Genomic DNA, 16,304 nt, shown 5'->3' with positions numbered 1-16,304 from the left:
TCAAGGAGACTTGACGCGCTCCACCGCTGCTTCCGCGATGGCCCGGGTGCCCCACGTCCGCATGCGGTTCGCCGCCCACGCCGTGAGGATCGCGCCGGTCAGCAGGACGAGCCGCGTGTCGATGAGCGTCAGTACGGCGCCCGCCGCCGCCATCAGGATGTTCGCGAGGCAGAACGTCGTCGACAGCAGTCCCATGACGGCACCCTGTCCATGGCCGCCGCCGAAGCGCTCCGCGGCCCATGCCTGCACGACGGCGTTGTAGAACGCATGCGGCAGGCCGAAAGCCATGATGCCGACGAGCCCCACCCACAGGTGCCCCACGCCCAGCGACCCGATCGCGAGCGCCACGCAGGCGGCCAGCCACGCGGCGCGGCGCATCGGTTCCGTGCGGCTGGCGCGGCCCGCGAACAGCGCGGAACACGTCATCAGGCCGCACATGCCGACGTTGACGAGGGCGATCGCGCGCGTATCGTAGTGCCCCACTTCGACGAGCCAGAGCGGATAGAACTCGTAGAACGCCGTGACGCCGCAGGTGTAGGCCAGCTGCACGCCGAACAGCGCACGCAGGCCGTCGTGACGCAGCAGGTTGAACGCATGCCGTTCGCGCGCGACGCTCCACCACGACGGCCCCGCCGCGCGCGGCTTGCGCTCCAGCGCCACGCCGACGAGGATCGCGCCCAGCAGCAACGCGCCGGCCGCGATATAGAACGGCACCGTCACGCCCCACGCGATCGTGAACCCGGCCAGCAATGGACCGAACAACCAGCCCAGGTGCAGCGAACCGTTCAGCCACGACAGCGCGTGATTGCGCAGCGGACCTTGCAGCCGGTCCGCGAGCATCGCGCGCACGATCGCACTATGGCCTTCCAGCAGGCCCGTGCCGAAGCGCGCGACGAGGAACAGCGGATACGAGCGGCTCGCCAGCGCCCATGCGGTGAGCACGTGGCCGACGGCGGCGCCGACGGCCGTGACGAGCAGCAGCGGACGCCGGCCGTAGCGGTCGGACAGCGACCCGAGCACCGCGGTGCCCAGCAACAACCCGACCGGATTGACCATCAGCGCCAGCGCGAACAACAGTTTCGGCGGCAGGCCGAGGAAGTGCGTCAGGCTGTCCGGTGCGCCGTTCACGAACAGCGGCGGCAGGATGGGATAAGGCAGCGACGCGCCCGTCGTGGACAAGAGTCCGAGCAGGCAGGCGGTCGCGATCAGCAGGGCGTTCTTCATGTCGGCTCGGTCGTCGTGTTGACGGCTAGCCTAGCATGGGTCGCACCCTCCTTGCAGCAAGGGTATTCTTCAGCCGTTGAAGGTCTTGCCTTCCTGCGCCAACCGGACGAGCAGCGGCGCCGGCGTCCACGCCTCGCCGTGGTAACCGCGCGCATATTTCTCGACGGCTTCCAGGACCTTCGCCAGGCCGACGGTGTCCGCGTAGAACATCGGGCCGCCGCGGAACAGCGGGAAGCCGTAGCCGGACAGATAGACCATGTCGATGTCCGAGGCGCGCAGCGCGATGCCCTCCTCCAGGATCCGCGCGCCCTCGTTGACAAGCGCGTAGACGAGGCGCTCGACGATCTCGTCGTCGGAGATCGCGCGGCGGGCGATGCCCAGGTCCTGCGAGTGCTTGACGATCATCTCGTCGACCCAGCTTGAGGGCCGCGGCGTGCGGTCGCCCGCCTGGTAGTCGTACCAGCCGGCGCCCGTCTTCTGGCCGAAGCGGCCCTGTTCGCACAACAGGTCGGGCGTCTTCGAGTACTTCAGGTCGGGCGACTCGACGGCGCGGCGCTTGCGGATGTACCAGCCGACGTCGTTGCCGGCCAGGTCGCCCATGCGGAACGGGCCCATGGCGAAGCCGAACCGTTCGATCGCCTGGTCGACCTGCTGCGGCAGCGCGCCCTCGTCCAGCAGGAAGCCGGCCTGGCGGACGTACTGCTCGACCATGCGGTTGCCGATGAAACCGTCGCACACGCCCGACACGACGCCGGTCTTCTTGATCTTCTTCGACAGCGCCAGCGCCGTCGCCAGCACGTCCTTGCCCGTCGCCGCCCCGCGCACGATCTCCAGCAGTTTCATCACGTTGGCGGGACTGAAGAAGTGCAGGCCGATGACGTCCTGCGGGCGCGCCGTGAACGACGCGATGCGGTTCAGGTCCAAGGTCGACGTGTTCGACGCGAGGATCGCGCCCGGCTTCATCACCTCGTCCAGCTTGCGGAACACGGTTTCTTTGACGCCCATGTCTTCGAATACGGCTTCGATGACGATGTCGGCCTGGGCGATGTCGGCATAGTCCAGCGTGCCGCGGCTCAGGCCGAGGCGCTGCTCGGCCTTCTCCGGCGCCAGCTTGCCCTTCTTGACGGTGTTCTCGTAGTTCTTGCGGATGGTGGCCAGGCCCTTGTCCAGCGCGTCCTGCTTCGTCTCCAGGATCGCGACGGGGATGCCCGCGTTCGCGAAGTTCATCGCGATGCCGCCGCCCATCGTGCCGGCGCCGACAACGGCCGCGCTGCGGATGGCGCGCACGGGCGTGTCGACCGGCACGTCCGGCACCTTGCTGGCGGCGCGCTCGGCGAAGAACGCGTGGCGCAGCGCCTTCGATTCCGTCGTCTGCGTGAGGTGGATGAAGCGCTCGCGCTCGAACGCCAGGCCGTCCTCGAACGGCTTTTCGACGGACGCGGCCACCGTCTCCACGCATTCGACAGGCGCCGGGAACGGACCCGCCTCGGCCTTCACGCGCGCCCGCGCGGCCGCGAGGAAGGCTGCCGCATCCGGATGGTCGACTCGGCGCTCGCGCACCTTGGGCAGCGGACGCACGTCGGCGACGCGGCGCGCGAAGGCGACGGCGCCGGCCACGAGGTCGCTCTCCGCCGGCAGCAATTCATCGAACAGCAGGGTGCCGGCCAGTTTTTCGGACGGCACGGGCGTGCCCGTCACGATCATGTTCAGCGCGGCTTCCAGGCCCACGACGCGCGGCAGGCGCTGCGTGCCGCCGGCGCCCGGCAGCAGGCCCAGTTTGACTTCCGGCAGCGCGATCTGCGCGCCCGGCAAGGCGACGCGGTAGTTGGCGCCCAGCGCCAGTTCCAGGCCGCCGCCCATGCACACGGTGTGGATGGCCGCGACGGTCGGCTTGTCCGAATTCTCGACCGTGCGGATCAAGGTGTGCAGCGTCGGTTCCGTGAGCGCCTTCGGCGAATTGAATTCGCGGATGTCCGCGCCGCCGGAAAACGCCTTGCCGGCGCCCGTGATGACGATGGCCTTTACGGCCGGATCGGCGGCCGCGCGCTGCAAGCCTTGGACGGCGGCGGTGCGCGTCGCCAGGCCGAGGCCGTTGACGGGCGGGTTGTTCAGCGTGATGACGGCGACGTCGTCGATGACCTGGTAGTCGGCGCTCATGGGTCTCCTTGCGTGTTGTGTGATTGAGGGTGGCGACAATATAACCCGCAAAAGAACGGTCGTGTTATTTTTAGCACGCGCCGTCGTTTACGCCGGGCAGCCGGTAATCCCGGAACTGTTCGCGCAGCCGGTTCTTCTGGATCTTGCCCGTCGCCCCGGTCGGCAACGCGTCCACGAACAGGACGTCGTCCGGCATCCAGAACTTCGCGATCTTCCCCTCGAAGAAGCGCAGCATCTCGTCGCGCGTCAGCTCGGCTTCCGGGCGCCGCACGACCACGAGCACGGGACGCTCGTCCCATTTCGGATGGCGCACGCCGATGCACGCCGCCTGCAGCACGGCCGGATGCGCCATCGCGATGTTCTCGATGTCGATCGACCCGATCCACTCGCCGCCCGACTTGATCACGTCCTTGCTGCGGTCCGTGATCTGCATGAAGCCGTCCGGGTCGATCGTGGCCACGTCGCCCGTCGGGAACCAGCCGTCCCGCAAGACGTCGCCGCCTTCGTCGCGGAAGTAGCGCGAGATGATCCACGGGCCTTTCACGAGCAGGTGCCCGAACGTGTGGCCGTCCCACGGGAGTTCGCGGCCGTCGTCGTCGACGATCTTCATGTCCACACCGTAGACCGCATGGCCCTGTTTGCGCAGGATGGCCCGCTGCTCGGCGACGGGGAGGTCGCGGTGCTTCGCCAGCAGGCCGCCCGTCGTGCCGATGGGCGACATCTCCGTCATGCCCCAGGCGTGGATGACCTTGACGTCCAGGCGGTCGATCAGCGTGTCCATCATCGCGGGCGGGCACGCGGCGCCGCCGATCACCGTGCGCCGGAACGTCGAGAACGCGAGGCCGTTCTGCAGCACGTAGTTGATCAGGCCGAGCCACACGGTCGGCACGCCGGCGGAGAACGTCACGCCCTCGGCCTCGAACAGCTCGTACAGCGACTTGCCGTCGAGTGCCGCGCCGGGCAGCACCAGCTTGGCGCCGGACAGCAGCACGGAATACGGCAAGCCCCAGGCGTTCACATGAAACATCGGCACGACGGGCAGGACGACGTCGGCCGCCCCGACGTCCAGCGCATTGGGCACGCTTGACGCGTACGCGTGCAGCACGGTCGAGCGATGCGAGTACAGCGCGCCTTTCGGATTGCCCGTCGTGCCGGACGTGTAGCACAGCGACGCGGCCGCGCGCTCGTCGAACTCCGGCCAGGCGTAGTCAGGGGACGCCGCATCGATCAGGTCTTCGTAGCACAGCAGGTTGCCGATCTTGCTGTTTGCCGGCATGTGCGCGCGGTCGCTCATCAGCACGAACGCTTTCACGGTCGGGCACTGCGGCGCGATCGCCTCGATCAGCGGCAGGAAGGTCAGGTCGAAGAACAGCAGCTGGTCTTCGGCGTGGTTGACGATGTACGCGATCTGGTCCGGATGGAGGCGCGGATTGATCGTGTGCAGCACGGCGCCCGAGCCGGACACGGCGTAGTACAGCTCGAGGTGCCGGTAACCGTTCCAGGCCAGGGTGCCGACGCGGTCGCCCGGCGCGATTTGCTGCGATTGCAGCACGTTGGCGAGCCGGCGCGCCCGCGCTTCGCAGTCGCGGACCGTGTAGCGGTGCACGTCGCCCTCGACGCGGCGCGAGACGATCTCGCTGCCGCCGTAATGCCGCGCGGCGAACCGGATGATGCTGGAGATCAGCAGGGGCTGGTCCATCATCGCGCCCATGAGCGGCGGCTGAACGTTCGTCATCGGTCTCCTCGGATATCTTGTCGGAATATTCAGTTTCGAACGATCGTGCGGATAACGTCAACGAAAATCGATGCTGCGATGCAGCAATACCGCCAGCTCGACATGACAAAAGAGTTACGGAATGTAACCCGCATGGTTCGCGCACGCCTGCGGCCCATAGAATCCGCGCGTGTGCGGTAAAATCCGCGCAACAACAACCATGTAACCAAGGAAGCGTTATCAGCCCCCGTACCGCCGACGACCTGCCGTTCGACAATTCCTTTGCCGAATTGCCGCCCGCGTTCTACACGCGCCTGATGCCGACGCCCCTGCCCGCGCCGTACTTCGTCGCGGCCAGCGGGCCGGCGGCCCGGCTCGTCGGGCTCGATGGCGCCGACCTCACACACGACGACTTCGTCGCCGTCTTCACGGGCAACCAGGTACCGCCCCGCTCGCAGCCGCTGGCCGCCGTGTATTCCGGCCACCAGTTCGGTCACTGGGCGGGCCAGTTGGGCGACGGCCGCGCGATCCTGCTGGGCGACCTCGCCGGTCCCGAAGGCCGGATGGAGTTGCAGCTCAAGGGCGCCGGCATGACGCCGTACTCCCGCATGGGCGACGGCCGTGCCGTGCTGCGCTCGTCGATCCGCGAATTCCTGTGCTCGGAAGCGATGGCCGCCCTCGGCATCCCGACGACGCGCGCGCTGATGGTGACCGGCTCGAACAAGGGCGTGATCCGCGAGACGATGGAGACGGCCGCCGTCGTCACCCGCATGGCGCCCAGCTTCGTGCGCTTCGGGTCCTTCGAACACTGGCGCTACCGCGACAAGCCGGAAGAGCTGCGCACGCTGGCCGATTACGTCATCGACACGTTTTATCCGGAACTGGCAGGCAGCCCGAACCGGTATCTCGCCCTGCTCGAGGAAGTCACGCGCCGCACGGCGCGCATGATCGCGCATTGGCAGGCCGTCGGCTTCATGCATGGCGTGATGAACACGGACAATATGTCGATCCTGGGGATCACCCTCGATTACGGCCCGTTCGGCTTCATGGAAGCGTTCGACGTCGACCACATCTGCAACCATACCGACCAGGGCGGCCGCTATTCGTACGCGAACCAGGTGCCCGTCGGCCACTGGAACTGCTACGCGCTGGCGAACGCCCTGCTGCCGCTGATCGGGGACACGGAAGCGGCCCAGGCCGCGCTCGAGGTGTATGTCGACGCTTATGGCGAAAAGTTCGATGAACTCATCCATGCCAAGCTTGGCCTCAAATCCGTGCACGAGAACGACCGCGTGCTGGCCGACGATATGTTCAAGCTCATGCAGGAAAACCACGTCGACTTCACACTATTCTTCCGCCGCCTGGGCGATCTGACGCTGGACGGGGACGACGCGCCGCTGCGCGACCTGTTCCTCGACCGTCCCGCCTTCGACGCCTGGGCCGCGCAATACCGCGCGCGGCTGCGCCAGGAAGGCAGCGTGGATGCCGAGCGCCGGGTTGCGATGCACGCCGTCAACCCCAAATATGTGCTGCGCAATTATCTCGCCCAAGTGGCCATCGAAAAGGCGCAGAATGGCGATTTCGAAGAAGTGCGCAGGCTGCTTGCGGTGCTCGAGCGTCCGTTCGACGAGCAGCCCGAACACGAAGCCTATGCGGCATTGCCGCCGGACTGGGCATCCCACCTCGAAGTGAGCTGCTCTTCCTGATTCCATGACGACAGAAAAATCATGACCGACAAAGTAACGAAGACCGACGCCGAATGGCGCGCCCAGCTCGACCCGATGGAATACCAGGTGACCCGCCACGCGGCCACCGAACGCGCGTTCACGGGCAAGTACTGGGACCACCACGAACACGGCATCTACCGCTGCGTCTGCTGCGATACGCCGCTGTTCGAATCGGACGCCAAGTTCGACTCCGGATGCGGCTGGCCCAGCTATTTCCGCGCCCTCGATCCGGACAATGTGATCGAGAAAGTCGACCGCAGCCACGGCATGGTCCGCACGGAAATCATCTGCGCCGTCTGCGACGCCCACCTGGGCCACGTGTTCCCGGACGGCCCGCCGCCGACCGGCCTGCGCTATTGCATCAACTCGGCCGCGCTCCGCTTCGAGCCGGTCTGAACGAGGACTACGCCCGCCTATGAAATTCCTGTTCGACCTGTTCCCGGTCATTCTCTTTTTCATCGTCTACAAGTTCGCGGAGGGCCACCAGGACGCGGCGCACGCGCTCGCGGTCCAGTACATGGGGGGCCTGATCTCGGGCGGCAACGTCACGCCCGAGCAGGCGCCGATCATGCTGGCCTCGCTTGTGGGCATCGTCGCGACGGTCCTGCAGATCCTGTACCTGCTGGCGCGCGGGCGCAAGGTGGATGGCATGCTGTGGCTGTCCCTCGGCGTCATCATCGTGACGGGCGGCGCCACGATCTACTTCCACGACGAAAGCTTCATCAAGTGGAAGCCGACGATCCTGTACTGGGCCTTCGCGCTCGCGCTGTTCGTCGCGCAGGTCGGCTTCCGCAACAACCTGATGCGCAAGGTGATGGAAGCGCAGATCAGGCTGCCGGACGCCGTCTGGGCCAAGGTCGGTTACGCATGGATGACGTTCTTCGCCGCGATCGGCGTGCTGAACCTCGTCATGGCGTTCATCGTCTTCAAGGGCAATACCGGCGCGTGGGTGAACTTCAAGCTGTTCGGCATCACGGGCATCTTCTTCGCGTTCATCGTCGTCCAGACGCTGATGCTGTCGAAGTACATCGAAGAGCAGGAACAGCCCGGCAAAGGAGACGCGTGATGGTCGACCGCGTGGAACGCATCCGCGAGCTTCTTTCTGCCGCGTTGAGCCCGTCCGTACTGGAAGTCGGCGACGACTCGCACCTGCACGCGGGCCATGCCGGCGCGGCCTCCGGCGGGGGTCACTACAGAGTGAAAATCGTTTCGGAACGCTTCGAGGGACTGAGGCTGGTCATGCGTCATCGACTGGTATATGATGCCGTGCAAGGTATGATGCACTCCGACATACATGCCCTGGCGATCACCGCCCTCGCACCGTCCGAACAGTCGTGACGGCGCGGCTTCAGGGAGTTTTAAGTAAGCTGCTCCAGAATCTGCTACGCAATACAAAAACTAATCAAATCTTCGTCCAAGCAACCCCCTCACAGGAAACAAAATGACTTTTAAGCCAGCACGGCTGCTGTTAGCCCTGATCGCTATCGCCGCATCCTTCGCATACTCGCCTTCGTTCGCTCAGAACCTTGCCGTGGTGAATGGCAAGGCCATCCCGTCGTCGCGTGCGGATGCCATCGTCAAGCAGGTCGTTGCACAAGGCCAGGGCACCGACAGCCCGCAACTGCGTGAGGCGATCAAGAAGGACCTGATCTCGCGCGAAGTGATGATGCAGGAAGCGATCAAGCAGGGCTACGACAAGAATCCGGAAGTCAAGGCGGCATTGGAGAACGCCCGCCAGACCATCGTGATCAACGCCCTCGCGCGCGACTACATCACGAAGCACCCGGTTACCGATGCCGAAGTCAAAGCCGAATACGACCGCTTCGCGAAACAGACGGGCGACAAGGAATACCACGTGCGTCATATCCTGTTCGCGACGGAAGACGAAGCGAAGGCGGCGATCGCCAAGCTGAAAGGCGGCGCCAAGTTCGAAGACCTGGCCAAGCAATCGAAAGACACCGGCACCGCCAACAACGGCGGCGACCTGGATTGGGCGAGCCCGTCGTCGTTCCCGCCGGAATTCGCTGCCGGCTTCACCAATCTGCAGAAAGGCGCGATCACCGACACCCCGGTCAAGACCCAGGTGGGCTATCACGTGATCAAGCTGGACGACGTCCGCCCCGCCAAGCTGCCGTCGCTGGACGAAGTCAAGCCGCAGATCTCCGAAGCGCTGACCCAGCAAAAGCTGGCTGCGTACCAGGAAGAAATGGTCAAAAAAGCAAAGGTACAGTAACATTGCAGCGCCGGCGGCCCTGGCCGCCGGTTTTCGTCGCCCTGGCGACTTTTCGTGTTGACCGGACCACCACCGGTTTTAGATAGGATCGAATAAATGATTGTGAAGCCAGCCCGCCTGTTGTTAGCCATGACCGCGATGGTAGCCCTGCCGTCGTTCGCGCAGAACGTTGCGACCGTCAATGGCAAGCCCATCCCCGCGGCCAAGGTTGACCAGGTGGTCAAGCAGGTCGTCGCCCAGGGCAAGGCAACCGATTCCCCGCAACTGCGCGAGGCAATCAAGAAGGATCTGATCGGCCGCGAAGTCCTGATCCAGGAAGCCGACAAGCAAGGCGTCGGTACCCGCCCGGACGTCAAGAACGCAATCGACAACGCCCGCCAGAGCATCATCATCAATGCGATGCTGGCCGATTACATCAAGAAGAATCCGGTCAAGGATGCGGACATCAAGGCCGAGTACGACAAGTACAAGGCCCAGGTCGGCGACAAGGAATACCACGCCCGTCACATCCTGGTCGGCACGGAAGACGAAGCCAAGCAGATCATCGCCAAGCTGAAAGGCGGCGCCAAGTTCGAAGACCTGGCCAAGCAGTCGAAAGACCCGGGCTCGGCACCGAACGGCGGCGACCTGGACTGGGCTAGCCCGGCCTCGTTCGTGCCTGAATTCTCGAAGGCCATGACCTCGCTGCAAAAAGGTCAGATCACCGAGACCCCGGTGCACACCCAGTTCGGCTGGCACGTGATCAAGCTGGAAGACGTCCGTCCGGCCAAGGTGCCGCCGCTGGAAGAAGTCAAGCAGCAGGTCGCGGAATCGCTGCAGCAGCGCAAGCTGGCTGCGTTCCGCGAAGAGCTGATGAAGAAAGCCAAGATCCAGTAAGCTGGCTCGGCAAGAGAAAGCGCTCCGTCGGGGCGCTTTTTTTTGACCAATTTGTTCGACCAAACAACAAACTTGAGACACGCATGAAACTCCACCATTCCGCCACTCTCGTCCTGTCCGCCCTGGCCGCCACCGTCGCGACGGCCGCGCCGCCCGCGTCCACCCTGCCCCTGTACGTCGCCCAGCCGCTCGCGGGGAGCAGCGTGATGTTCGGCGACTTCGACGTCCAGCAACCGTTGACGGCCGAGACTGGCCGCATGGACAACGATCCCAAGCAGCCGAACGCCGTCGTCGAGGCGCGCCGCACGACCAGGGAGACGCCCGGCGACGCCCTCGGCCTGAGCTGGAAGGACGCCTGGTTCTCGACCCTGCGCGTGCAGAGCGCCCCGCTCGACCTGCGTCCCTACCTGGCGAAGGGCACGGTCTCGTTCGACCTGAAAGTGAATGAGCTGGCCGGCGGCGGCCTGAACTTCCGTGTCGACTGCGGCAAGGATTGCGAGCGCAAGGTCAGCGACGTGATCCCGGCGCGCGCCGCCCAGGGCAAAGGCTGGCAGCACCTGAGCTATGCGCTGTCGTGCTTTTACCGCAAAGGAGACGACTTCAGCGCCGTGACGACACCGTTCGCGCTGGACGGCACGGGCAAGGGCGACGTCGAGATCGCCAACATCCGCATCGACAAGGCCGGCAAACCGAACCAGACGTGCCCGGACTACCGCACGGTCAGCGTGACGCCGTCGCCGCTGAACGAGTCTTGGTCGCTCGACTGGTGGATGCCGCGCCACGAGGAAAAGCTGGCCGAGATCGCGCGCCGCAAGGCCGCCGGCGAGCGCACCGAGCTCGTCTTCATCGGCGACTCCATCACGCACCACTGGGAAAAGGAACAGCCGGAGCTGTTCAAAGCGTTCTACGGCAAGTACAACGCGCTGGACCTGGGCTATGGCGGCGACCGCACGGAGAACGTCCTGTGGCGCCTGCAGCATGGCGAAATCGACGGCATCGACCCGAAGGTGGCCGTCCTGATGATCGGCACGAACAATACCGGCTTCCGCCAGGAACCTCCGGAACTGCTCTACGCCGGCATCCGGCGCGACATCCAGGAAATCCGCAAGCACTTGCCACACACGAAGATCCTGCTGCTGGGGATCTTCCCGCGCGGCGAAAAGCCGGACGACACCCTGCGCGTGTTGAACGAGAAGGTCAACGCGATGCTGCCGACGCTGGCGGACGGCAAGCACGTCTTCTTCCTCAACATGAACAAGGCCTTCCTGGCCTCGGACGGCACGCTGTCGAAGGATATCATGCCTGACCTGCTGCACCCGAACGCCGAAGGCTACAAGATCTGGCAGCGCGAGATGCAGCCCGAGCTGGACCGCTTGATGCGCTGATCGGCACCGCGGACGGCGGCGGATACGGTACAGTATGTACACATCCATTGACCGGAATAAACATGTTGCTGATCGCCGCCCTCCTCACCGCCGTCGTCATCGCCATCCACGTCTACATCGTGCTGATCGAGACCGTCCTGTTCCGCACCCGCGGCAGGAAGGTGTTCCGGATCAAGGAAGGCCAGGTGGATGCGCTGGCGCCGCTGATGTCGAACCAGGGGTGTTACAACGGGTTCCTGGCGGCCATGCTGGCGGTGGGCTTGCTGCATCCGGACGCGCATATCGGCCGCGCGTTCGTGGTCTTCGGCCTTGTGTGCGTCGCCATCGCGGGCGTGTGGGGCGCCGCGACCGTGTCGCGGCGCATCCTCGCCGTGCAGACCGCGCCGGCGGGGCTGGCGCTCATCGCGTGGCTCGCGGCTTGACGCGCGGGCGCCACCGGCCTGATCACGTGTGGGCCGCCTGGGTGTACAGCGTGACGCCGAACGCCGCCAACAGCGCGGCTGTCACGACGCCAAAGGCGACAACCGTCCCGACGGTGTAAAGCAGGATGACGCGGAATTCCCGCTTGCGCGATATCATCCCGGCAATCCAGGCAATGGCGATCCATTGCATGACGGTCAGCGGCAGGCTGATCGCATTGTCGATGTAGTGTGCCGGGCCCTGCCCGTCCCCCAGGTACGCGAACAGGAACGGGTACAGATTCAATATCCACGGATGGTTGTTCATCAGCATGAGCAACCCGATCCCGAACGGCGCCGTGACGACGCCGACGATCAGATAAACGGGCAAGGCAAGAACGGCAATCAAAGCCACGACGATCATCGCCTTGCGCTGGCTCTTGTCCATCGACACCTCCCGCGTTCGAATCCGGTAAAAAAAAGCGCCCCCACGGGAGCGCTTTTCGCATGCAGGAAGACCGGTGATCAACCCACCCACTTCCGCGCATTCTGGAACATGCGCGCCCACGGCGAATCCTCGCCCCAGCCATCCGGATGCCACGACATGGTGACGGTGCGCGCCACGCGCTCCGCGTGCGGCATCATGACGGTGAAGCGTCCATCCGGCGTCGTGACCGCCGTCAGGCCTTCCGGCGAGCCGTTCGGGTTGAACGGATACGCCTCGGTCGCGGCACCGCGGTTGTCGATGTAGCGCAGCGCCTTCACGACCTTCGCGATGTCGCCGGTCTGCGAGAAGTCCGCATAGCCTTCGCCGTGCGCGATCGCCAGCGGGGCGTGCGTGCCCGCGAGGTCCTGGAAGAAGATCGACGGCGAGTCCATCACCTCGACCATGCCGAAGCGCGCCTCGAACTGTTCCGACTTGTTGCGGGTGAATTTCGGCCACGCCTCGGCGCCCGGGATGATGGACTTCAGGTTGCTCATCATCTGGCAGCCGTTGCAGACGCCCAGGCCGAACGTGTCGCCCCGGCCGAAGAACTCGGCGAAGGCCGCCTTCAGGTCCGGATTGAACAGGATCGTCTTGGCCCAGCCTTCGCCGGCCCCCAGCACGTCGCCGTACGAGAAGCCGCCCACAGCGATCAGGCCCTTGAAGTCGTCCAGCTTCGCGCGGCCGGCGATCAGGTCGCTCATGTGCACGTCGACGGCCGTAAAGCCCGCCTGGTGCATCGCCCATGCCGTTTCGATGTGCGAGTTGACGCCCTGCTCGCGCAGGATCGCGACCGTCGGGCGGGCGCCCGTCGCGATGAACGGCGCGGCGATGTTTACATTGGTGTCGTGCACCAGCTTGGGCGTGAAGCCCGGGTCCTGCTCGTCCAGCAGGCGGTCGTATTCCTGGTCGACGCAGGCGGGGTTGTCGCGCAGGCGCGCGATGCGCCAGCTCGTCTCGCTCCACAGGCGGTGCAGTTCGCTGCGGCGCTTGTTGTAGATGACCTTCGTGTCGCGCGTGAATTCGACGACGCCGCGGTCGTTCACCTTGCCGATGATGTGGCTGCAAGCGCCCAGGTCGAACGAGCGCAGGACGTTCATCACGTCCGATTTCTCGGCGGTCTTCACCTGCACGACGGCGCCCAGCTCTTCGTTGAACAGCGCACGCAAGGTCAGGTCGTTGCGGCGTTCGCCCACTTGCGCCGCCCAGTTCTTGGCGTCGCCGTGGTCGGACGCGTGCTCGCCTTCCATCGTCAGGATGTCGAGGTTGACGGACACGCCGGCGCGCCCCGCGAAGGCCATCTCGCACAGCGTGGCGTACAGGCCGCCGTCCGAACGGTCGTGGTAGGCGAGCAGCTTGCCGTCGTTGTTCAGCTGCTGGATCGCGGCGAAGAAGGCTTTCAGGTCGGCCGGGTTGTCGACGTCCGGCACGTCGTTGCCCAGCTGCTGCGTGACCTGCGCCAGCGCGGAGGCGCCCAGGCGGTTCTTGCCGCGGCCCAGGTCGATGAGGATCAGCGACGTGTCGCCGAGGTCCGTGCGCAGTTGCGGGGTCAGCGTCTTGCGCACGTCGGTGACGGGCGCGAAGCTCGACACGATCAGCGACACCGGCGACACGACGGCCTTAGACTCGACCTTACCCCCGGCGCCATTTTCCGTCCACGTGGTACGCATCGACAGCGAATCCTTGCCGACCGGGATCGACACGCCCAGCGCCGGGCACAGCTCCATGCCCACGGCTTTGACGGTGTCGAACAGCGCGGCGTCCTGGCCCGGCTGACCGCATGCGGCCATCCAGTTGGCGGACAGCTTGATCGCCGAGATATCGGCGATCGGCGCGGCGGCGATGTTCGTGATCGATTCGCCCACGGCCATGCGGCCCGACGCGGCGGCGTCGATGACGGCGAGGGGCGTACGCTCGCCCATCGCCATCGCCTCGCCCTTATAGCCTTCGAAGCTCAAGGTCGTGACGGCGCAGTCGGCGACCGGCACCTGCCACGGTCCGACCATCTGGTCGCGCACGCTCATGCCGCCGACGGTGCGGTCGCCGATGGTGATCAGGAACGATTTATCCGCGACGGTCGGCAGCAGCAGCACGCGGCGCGCGACGTCTTCCAGGTCCAGGCCCGTCACGTCGACCGGCGCGAATTCGTTCTTCACGTGCTCGACGTTGCGGTGCATCTTCGGCGGTTTGCCGAGCAGGACGTCCATCGGCATGTCGACCGGCGACGTGTTCGTGATCGGGTCGATCAGGCGCAGCTGGCGCTCTTCCGTGGCGACGCCGACGGCCGCGAACGGGCAACGCTCACGTTCGCAGATGGCGGCGAAGCGCGGCAGGTCGTCGGGCGAAATCGCCAGTACGTAGCGCTCCTGCGACTCGTTGCTCCAGATTTCCTTGGGCGACATGCCGCTTTCTTCCAGCGGCACCTTGCGCAGGTCGAATGTGGCGCCGCGCTTGGCGTCGTTGGTGATTTCCGGGAAGGCGTTCGAGATGCCGCCCGCGCCCACGTCGTGGATCGAGATGATCGGATTCGCGTCGCCCAGCTGCCAGCAGCTGTTGATGACTTCCTGCGCGCGCCGCTCCATCTCCGGGTTGCCGCGCTGGACCGAGTCGAAGTCCAGGTCGGCCGTGTTGGTGCCGGTCGCCATCGACGACGCCGCGGCGCCGGCCATGCCGATGCGCATGCCTGGGCCGCCCAGCTGCAGCAGCAGGCTGCCGACCGGGATGTCGTTCTTGTGCGTGTGGGCGTCCGAGATGTTGCCGATGCCGCCCGCGATCATGATCGGCTTGTGGTAGCCGAACACGGTGTTGCCGTTGATAGCGGTCGGGCCCACGTTCTGTTCGTAGGTGCGGAAGTAGCCGCCGAGGTTCGGCCGGCCGAATTCGTTGTTGAAGGCGGCACCGCCCAGCGGGCCGTCGACCATGATCTGCAGCGGCGACGCGATGCGTTCCGGCTTGCCGTAGACTTTATCGCTGCCTGCCTTGTCGGCCGAGTTCACGTTGGCCGCGTTTTCCCACGGCCGCACGGCATCCGGCAGGTACAGGTTCGACACGGTGAAGCCGGTCAGGCCCGCCTTCGGCTTGGCGCCGCGGCCCGTCGCGCCCTCGTCGCGGATCTCGCCGCCGGCGCCCGTCGAGGCGCCCGGGAACGGGGAGATCGCCGTCGGGTGGTTATGGGTCTCGACCTTCATCAGCGTATGCGTCAGCTGCGTGACCGGCGCGTAGACCTGGCTGCCGGCCTGCGGGTAGAAGCGCAGCGCCTCGGCGCCTTCCATGATGGCCGAGTTGTCGCTGTACGCGACGATCGTGCCCTTCGGCTGCAGCTGGTGCGTATTCTTGATCATCTGGAACAGGGACTTGTCCTGTTTCGCGCCGTCGATGGTCCACTCGGCGTTGAAGATCTTGTGGCGGCAGTGCTCCGAGTTCGCCTGCGCGAACATCATCAGCTCGACGTCCGTCGGGTTGCGCTGGACGCGGGAGAAGGCGTCGAACAGGTAGTCGATCTCGTCCTCGGCAAGCGCCAGGCCCATGTTCGCATTCGCGTCGACGAGGGCCGCGCGACCCTGGCCCAGCACGTCGATCTGTTCCAGCGGACGGCTTTCCAGGTCCGTGAACAGGGCCTGCGCCTGGTCGGCACTGCGCAGCACCGTTTCCGTCATGCGGTCGTGCAGCAGCGCGGCGACGGCCTGGACCTCGTTGTCCGCCAGCTTTTTCGGCGCACCGAAACCGGTGCCGAGGATGCCGCTCTTCAGGACGACCTTGAACGCGACGCCGCGCTCGACGCGGTGGATGTGGGCCATGCCGCAATTGTGGGCGATGTCGGTGGCCTTCGAGGCCCACGGCGAGATCGTCCCCAGGCGCGGGATCACGAAGAATTCCTCGATCACGCCCTCGTACTGCGTTTCCGGCACAGGCTCGCCATAGGTGAGCATGGCGCTCAAGCGCTCCGTATCCTCCGTGGTGAGGGGGGCGCTTGCGTCGATGAAGTGGTAGTAACGCGCCGACACGTCGGCCACCGTCGGGGCGACGGCTTGCAGTTGCGTGAGGAGGCGTTGGCTACGGAAAGCAGAGAGGGCGTTGGAACCCGGCAGAATCAACATGGCTTGGAA

The 16,304-nt window shown here is 65.6% G+C and carries 13 protein-coding genes; 8 read left to right on the top strand and 5 right to left on the bottom strand.

Annotation, left to right across the window (positions count from 1 at the left end; all coding sequences use genetic code 11):
* From BVG12_RS03565 to BVG12_RS03555, 3 genes are all read right to left on the bottom strand, one after another.
* Nucleotides 1-1,224 (bottom strand): MFS transporter, encoded by a 1,224-nt coding sequence (locus BVG12_RS03565; RefSeq protein ID WP_075791208.1) that lies wholly within the window; start codon nt 1,222-1,224, stop codon nt 1-3.
* Between the two features lie 69 nt (nt 1,225-1,293).
* Nucleotides 1,294-3,381, bottom strand: a complete 2,088-nt coding sequence (locus tag BVG12_RS03560; RefSeq protein WP_075791207.1) for a 3-hydroxyacyl-CoA dehydrogenase NAD-binding domain-containing protein — start codon at nt 3,379-3,381, stop codon at nt 1,294-1,296.
* A gap of 70 nt (nt 3,382-3,451) precedes the next feature.
* Nucleotides 3,452-5,116 (bottom strand): 3-(methylthio)propionyl-CoA ligase, encoded by a 1,665-nt coding sequence (locus BVG12_RS03555; protein WP_075791206.1) that lies wholly within the window; start codon nt 5,114-5,116, stop codon nt 3,452-3,454.
* Between the two features lie 218 nt (nt 5,117-5,334).
* Here BVG12_RS03555 and BVG12_RS03550 point away from each other — a divergent pair, with 218 nt between their 5' ends.
* From BVG12_RS03550 to BVG12_RS03515, 8 genes are all read left to right on the top strand, one after another.
* A complete protein-coding gene (locus BVG12_RS03550; protein WP_075796179.1) occupies nt 5,335-6,801 on the top strand; it encodes a protein adenylyltransferase SelO in 1,467 nt (488 codons plus the stop codon).
* A 21-nt stretch (nt 6,802-6,822) separates the two neighbouring features.
* Nucleotides 6,823-7,218: a peptide-methionine (R)-S-oxide reductase MsrB gene (gene msrB / locus BVG12_RS03545; RefSeq protein WP_075791205.1), complete on the top strand. Its 396-nt coding sequence runs from the start codon at nt 6,823-6,825 to the stop codon at nt 7,216-7,218.
* Nucleotides 7,219-7,237: 19 nt separating this feature from the next.
* A complete protein-coding gene (locus BVG12_RS03540; RefSeq protein WP_075791204.1) occupies nt 7,238-7,888 on the top strand; it encodes a septation protein A in 651 nt (216 codons plus the stop codon).
* Nucleotides 7,888-8,160 (top strand): BolA family protein, encoded by a 273-nt coding sequence (locus BVG12_RS03535; protein WP_075791203.1) that lies wholly within the window; start codon nt 7,888-7,890, stop codon nt 8,158-8,160. Before BVG12_RS03540 ends, BVG12_RS03535 begins: the two co-directional genes overlap by 1 nt.
* Nucleotides 8,161-8,263: 103 nt before the next feature.
* On the top strand, nt 8,264-9,055 hold the full coding sequence (locus BVG12_RS03530) for a peptidylprolyl isomerase (RefSeq protein ID WP_075791202.1): 792 nt from the start codon (nt 8,264-8,266) through the stop codon (nt 9,053-9,055).
* A gap of 96 nt (nt 9,056-9,151) precedes the next feature.
* Nucleotides 9,152-9,931 carry a peptidylprolyl isomerase gene (locus tag BVG12_RS03525; protein WP_075791201.1) on the top strand — a complete coding sequence of 260 codons (780 nt, stop codon included), beginning with the start codon at nt 9,152-9,154 and terminating at the stop codon, nt 9,929-9,931.
* An 83-nt stretch (nt 9,932-10,014) separates the two neighbouring features.
* A complete protein-coding gene (locus BVG12_RS03520) occupies nt 10,015-11,316 on the top strand; it encodes a GDSL-type esterase/lipase family protein (protein ID WP_075791200.1) in 1,302 nt (433 codons plus the stop codon).
* 62 nt (nt 11,317-11,378) lie between these two features.
* A complete protein-coding gene (locus tag BVG12_RS03515) occupies nt 11,379-11,738 on the top strand; it encodes a DUF1304 domain-containing protein (RefSeq protein ID WP_075791199.1) in 360 nt (119 codons plus the stop codon).
* 22 nt (nt 11,739-11,760) lie between these two features.
* On the opposite strand, the gene BVG12_RS03510 is transcribed toward BVG12_RS03515, so the two are convergent.
* Nucleotides 11,761-12,162 (bottom strand): hypothetical protein, encoded by a 402-nt coding sequence (locus BVG12_RS03510; RefSeq protein ID WP_075791198.1) that lies wholly within the window; start codon nt 12,160-12,162, stop codon nt 11,761-11,763.
* A gap of 77 nt (nt 12,163-12,239) precedes the next feature.
* Entirely contained in the window at nt 12,240-16,295 is a 4,056-nt protein-coding gene (gene purL / locus BVG12_RS03505; protein WP_075791197.1) for a phosphoribosylformylglycinamidine synthase, read from the bottom strand.
* Nucleotides 16,296-16,304: the final 9 nt, after the last annotated feature.

Origin of the sequence: Massilia putida, assembly GCF_001941825.1 — a bacterium.
GTDB lineage: Bacteria > Pseudomonadota > Gammaproteobacteria > Burkholderiales > Burkholderiaceae_D > Telluria > Telluria putida.
This window is presented reverse-complemented; position numbering and strand designations above follow the sequence as displayed.

Excerpts from the sequence above, each read along its gene's own strand:
- BVG12_RS03565 (WP_075791208.1), bottom strand. The coding sequence starts at position 1,224 with ATGAAGAACGCCCTGCTGATCGCGACCGCCTGCCTGCTCGGACTCTTG.
- BVG12_RS03560 (WP_075791207.1), bottom strand. The coding sequence starts at position 3,381 with ATGAGCGCCGACTACCAGGTCATCGACGACGTCGCCGTCATCACGCTG.
- BVG12_RS03555 (WP_075791206.1), bottom strand. The coding sequence starts at position 5,116 with ATGACGAACGTTCAGCCGCCGCTCATGGGCGCGATGATGGACCAGCCC.
- msrB (WP_075791205.1), top strand. The coding sequence starts at position 6,823 with ATGACCGACAAAGTAACGAAGACCGACGCCGAATGGCGCGCCCAGCTC.
- BVG12_RS03540 (WP_075791204.1), top strand. The coding sequence starts at position 7,238 with ATGAAATTCCTGTTCGACCTGTTCCCGGTCATTCTCTTTTTCATCGTC.
- BVG12_RS03535 (WP_075791203.1), top strand. The coding sequence starts at position 7,888 with ATGGTCGACCGCGTGGAACGCATCCGCGAGCTTCTTTCTGCCGCGTTG.
- BVG12_RS03530 (WP_075791202.1), top strand. The coding sequence starts at position 8,264 with ATGACTTTTAAGCCAGCACGGCTGCTGTTAGCCCTGATCGCTATCGCC.
- BVG12_RS03525 (WP_075791201.1), top strand. The coding sequence starts at position 9,152 with ATGATTGTGAAGCCAGCCCGCCTGTTGTTAGCCATGACCGCGATGGTA.
- BVG12_RS03520 (WP_075791200.1), top strand. The coding sequence starts at position 10,015 with ATGAAACTCCACCATTCCGCCACTCTCGTCCTGTCCGCCCTGGCCGCC.
- BVG12_RS03515 (WP_075791199.1), top strand. The coding sequence starts at position 11,379 with ATGTTGCTGATCGCCGCCCTCCTCACCGCCGTCGTCATCGCCATCCAC.
- BVG12_RS03510 (WP_075791198.1), bottom strand. The coding sequence starts at position 12,162 with ATGGACAAGAGCCAGCGCAAGGCGATGATCGTCGTGGCTTTGATTGCC.
- purL (WP_075791197.1), bottom strand. The coding sequence starts at position 16,295 with ATGTTGATTCTGCCGGGTTCCAACGCCCTCTCTGCTTTCCGTAGCCAA.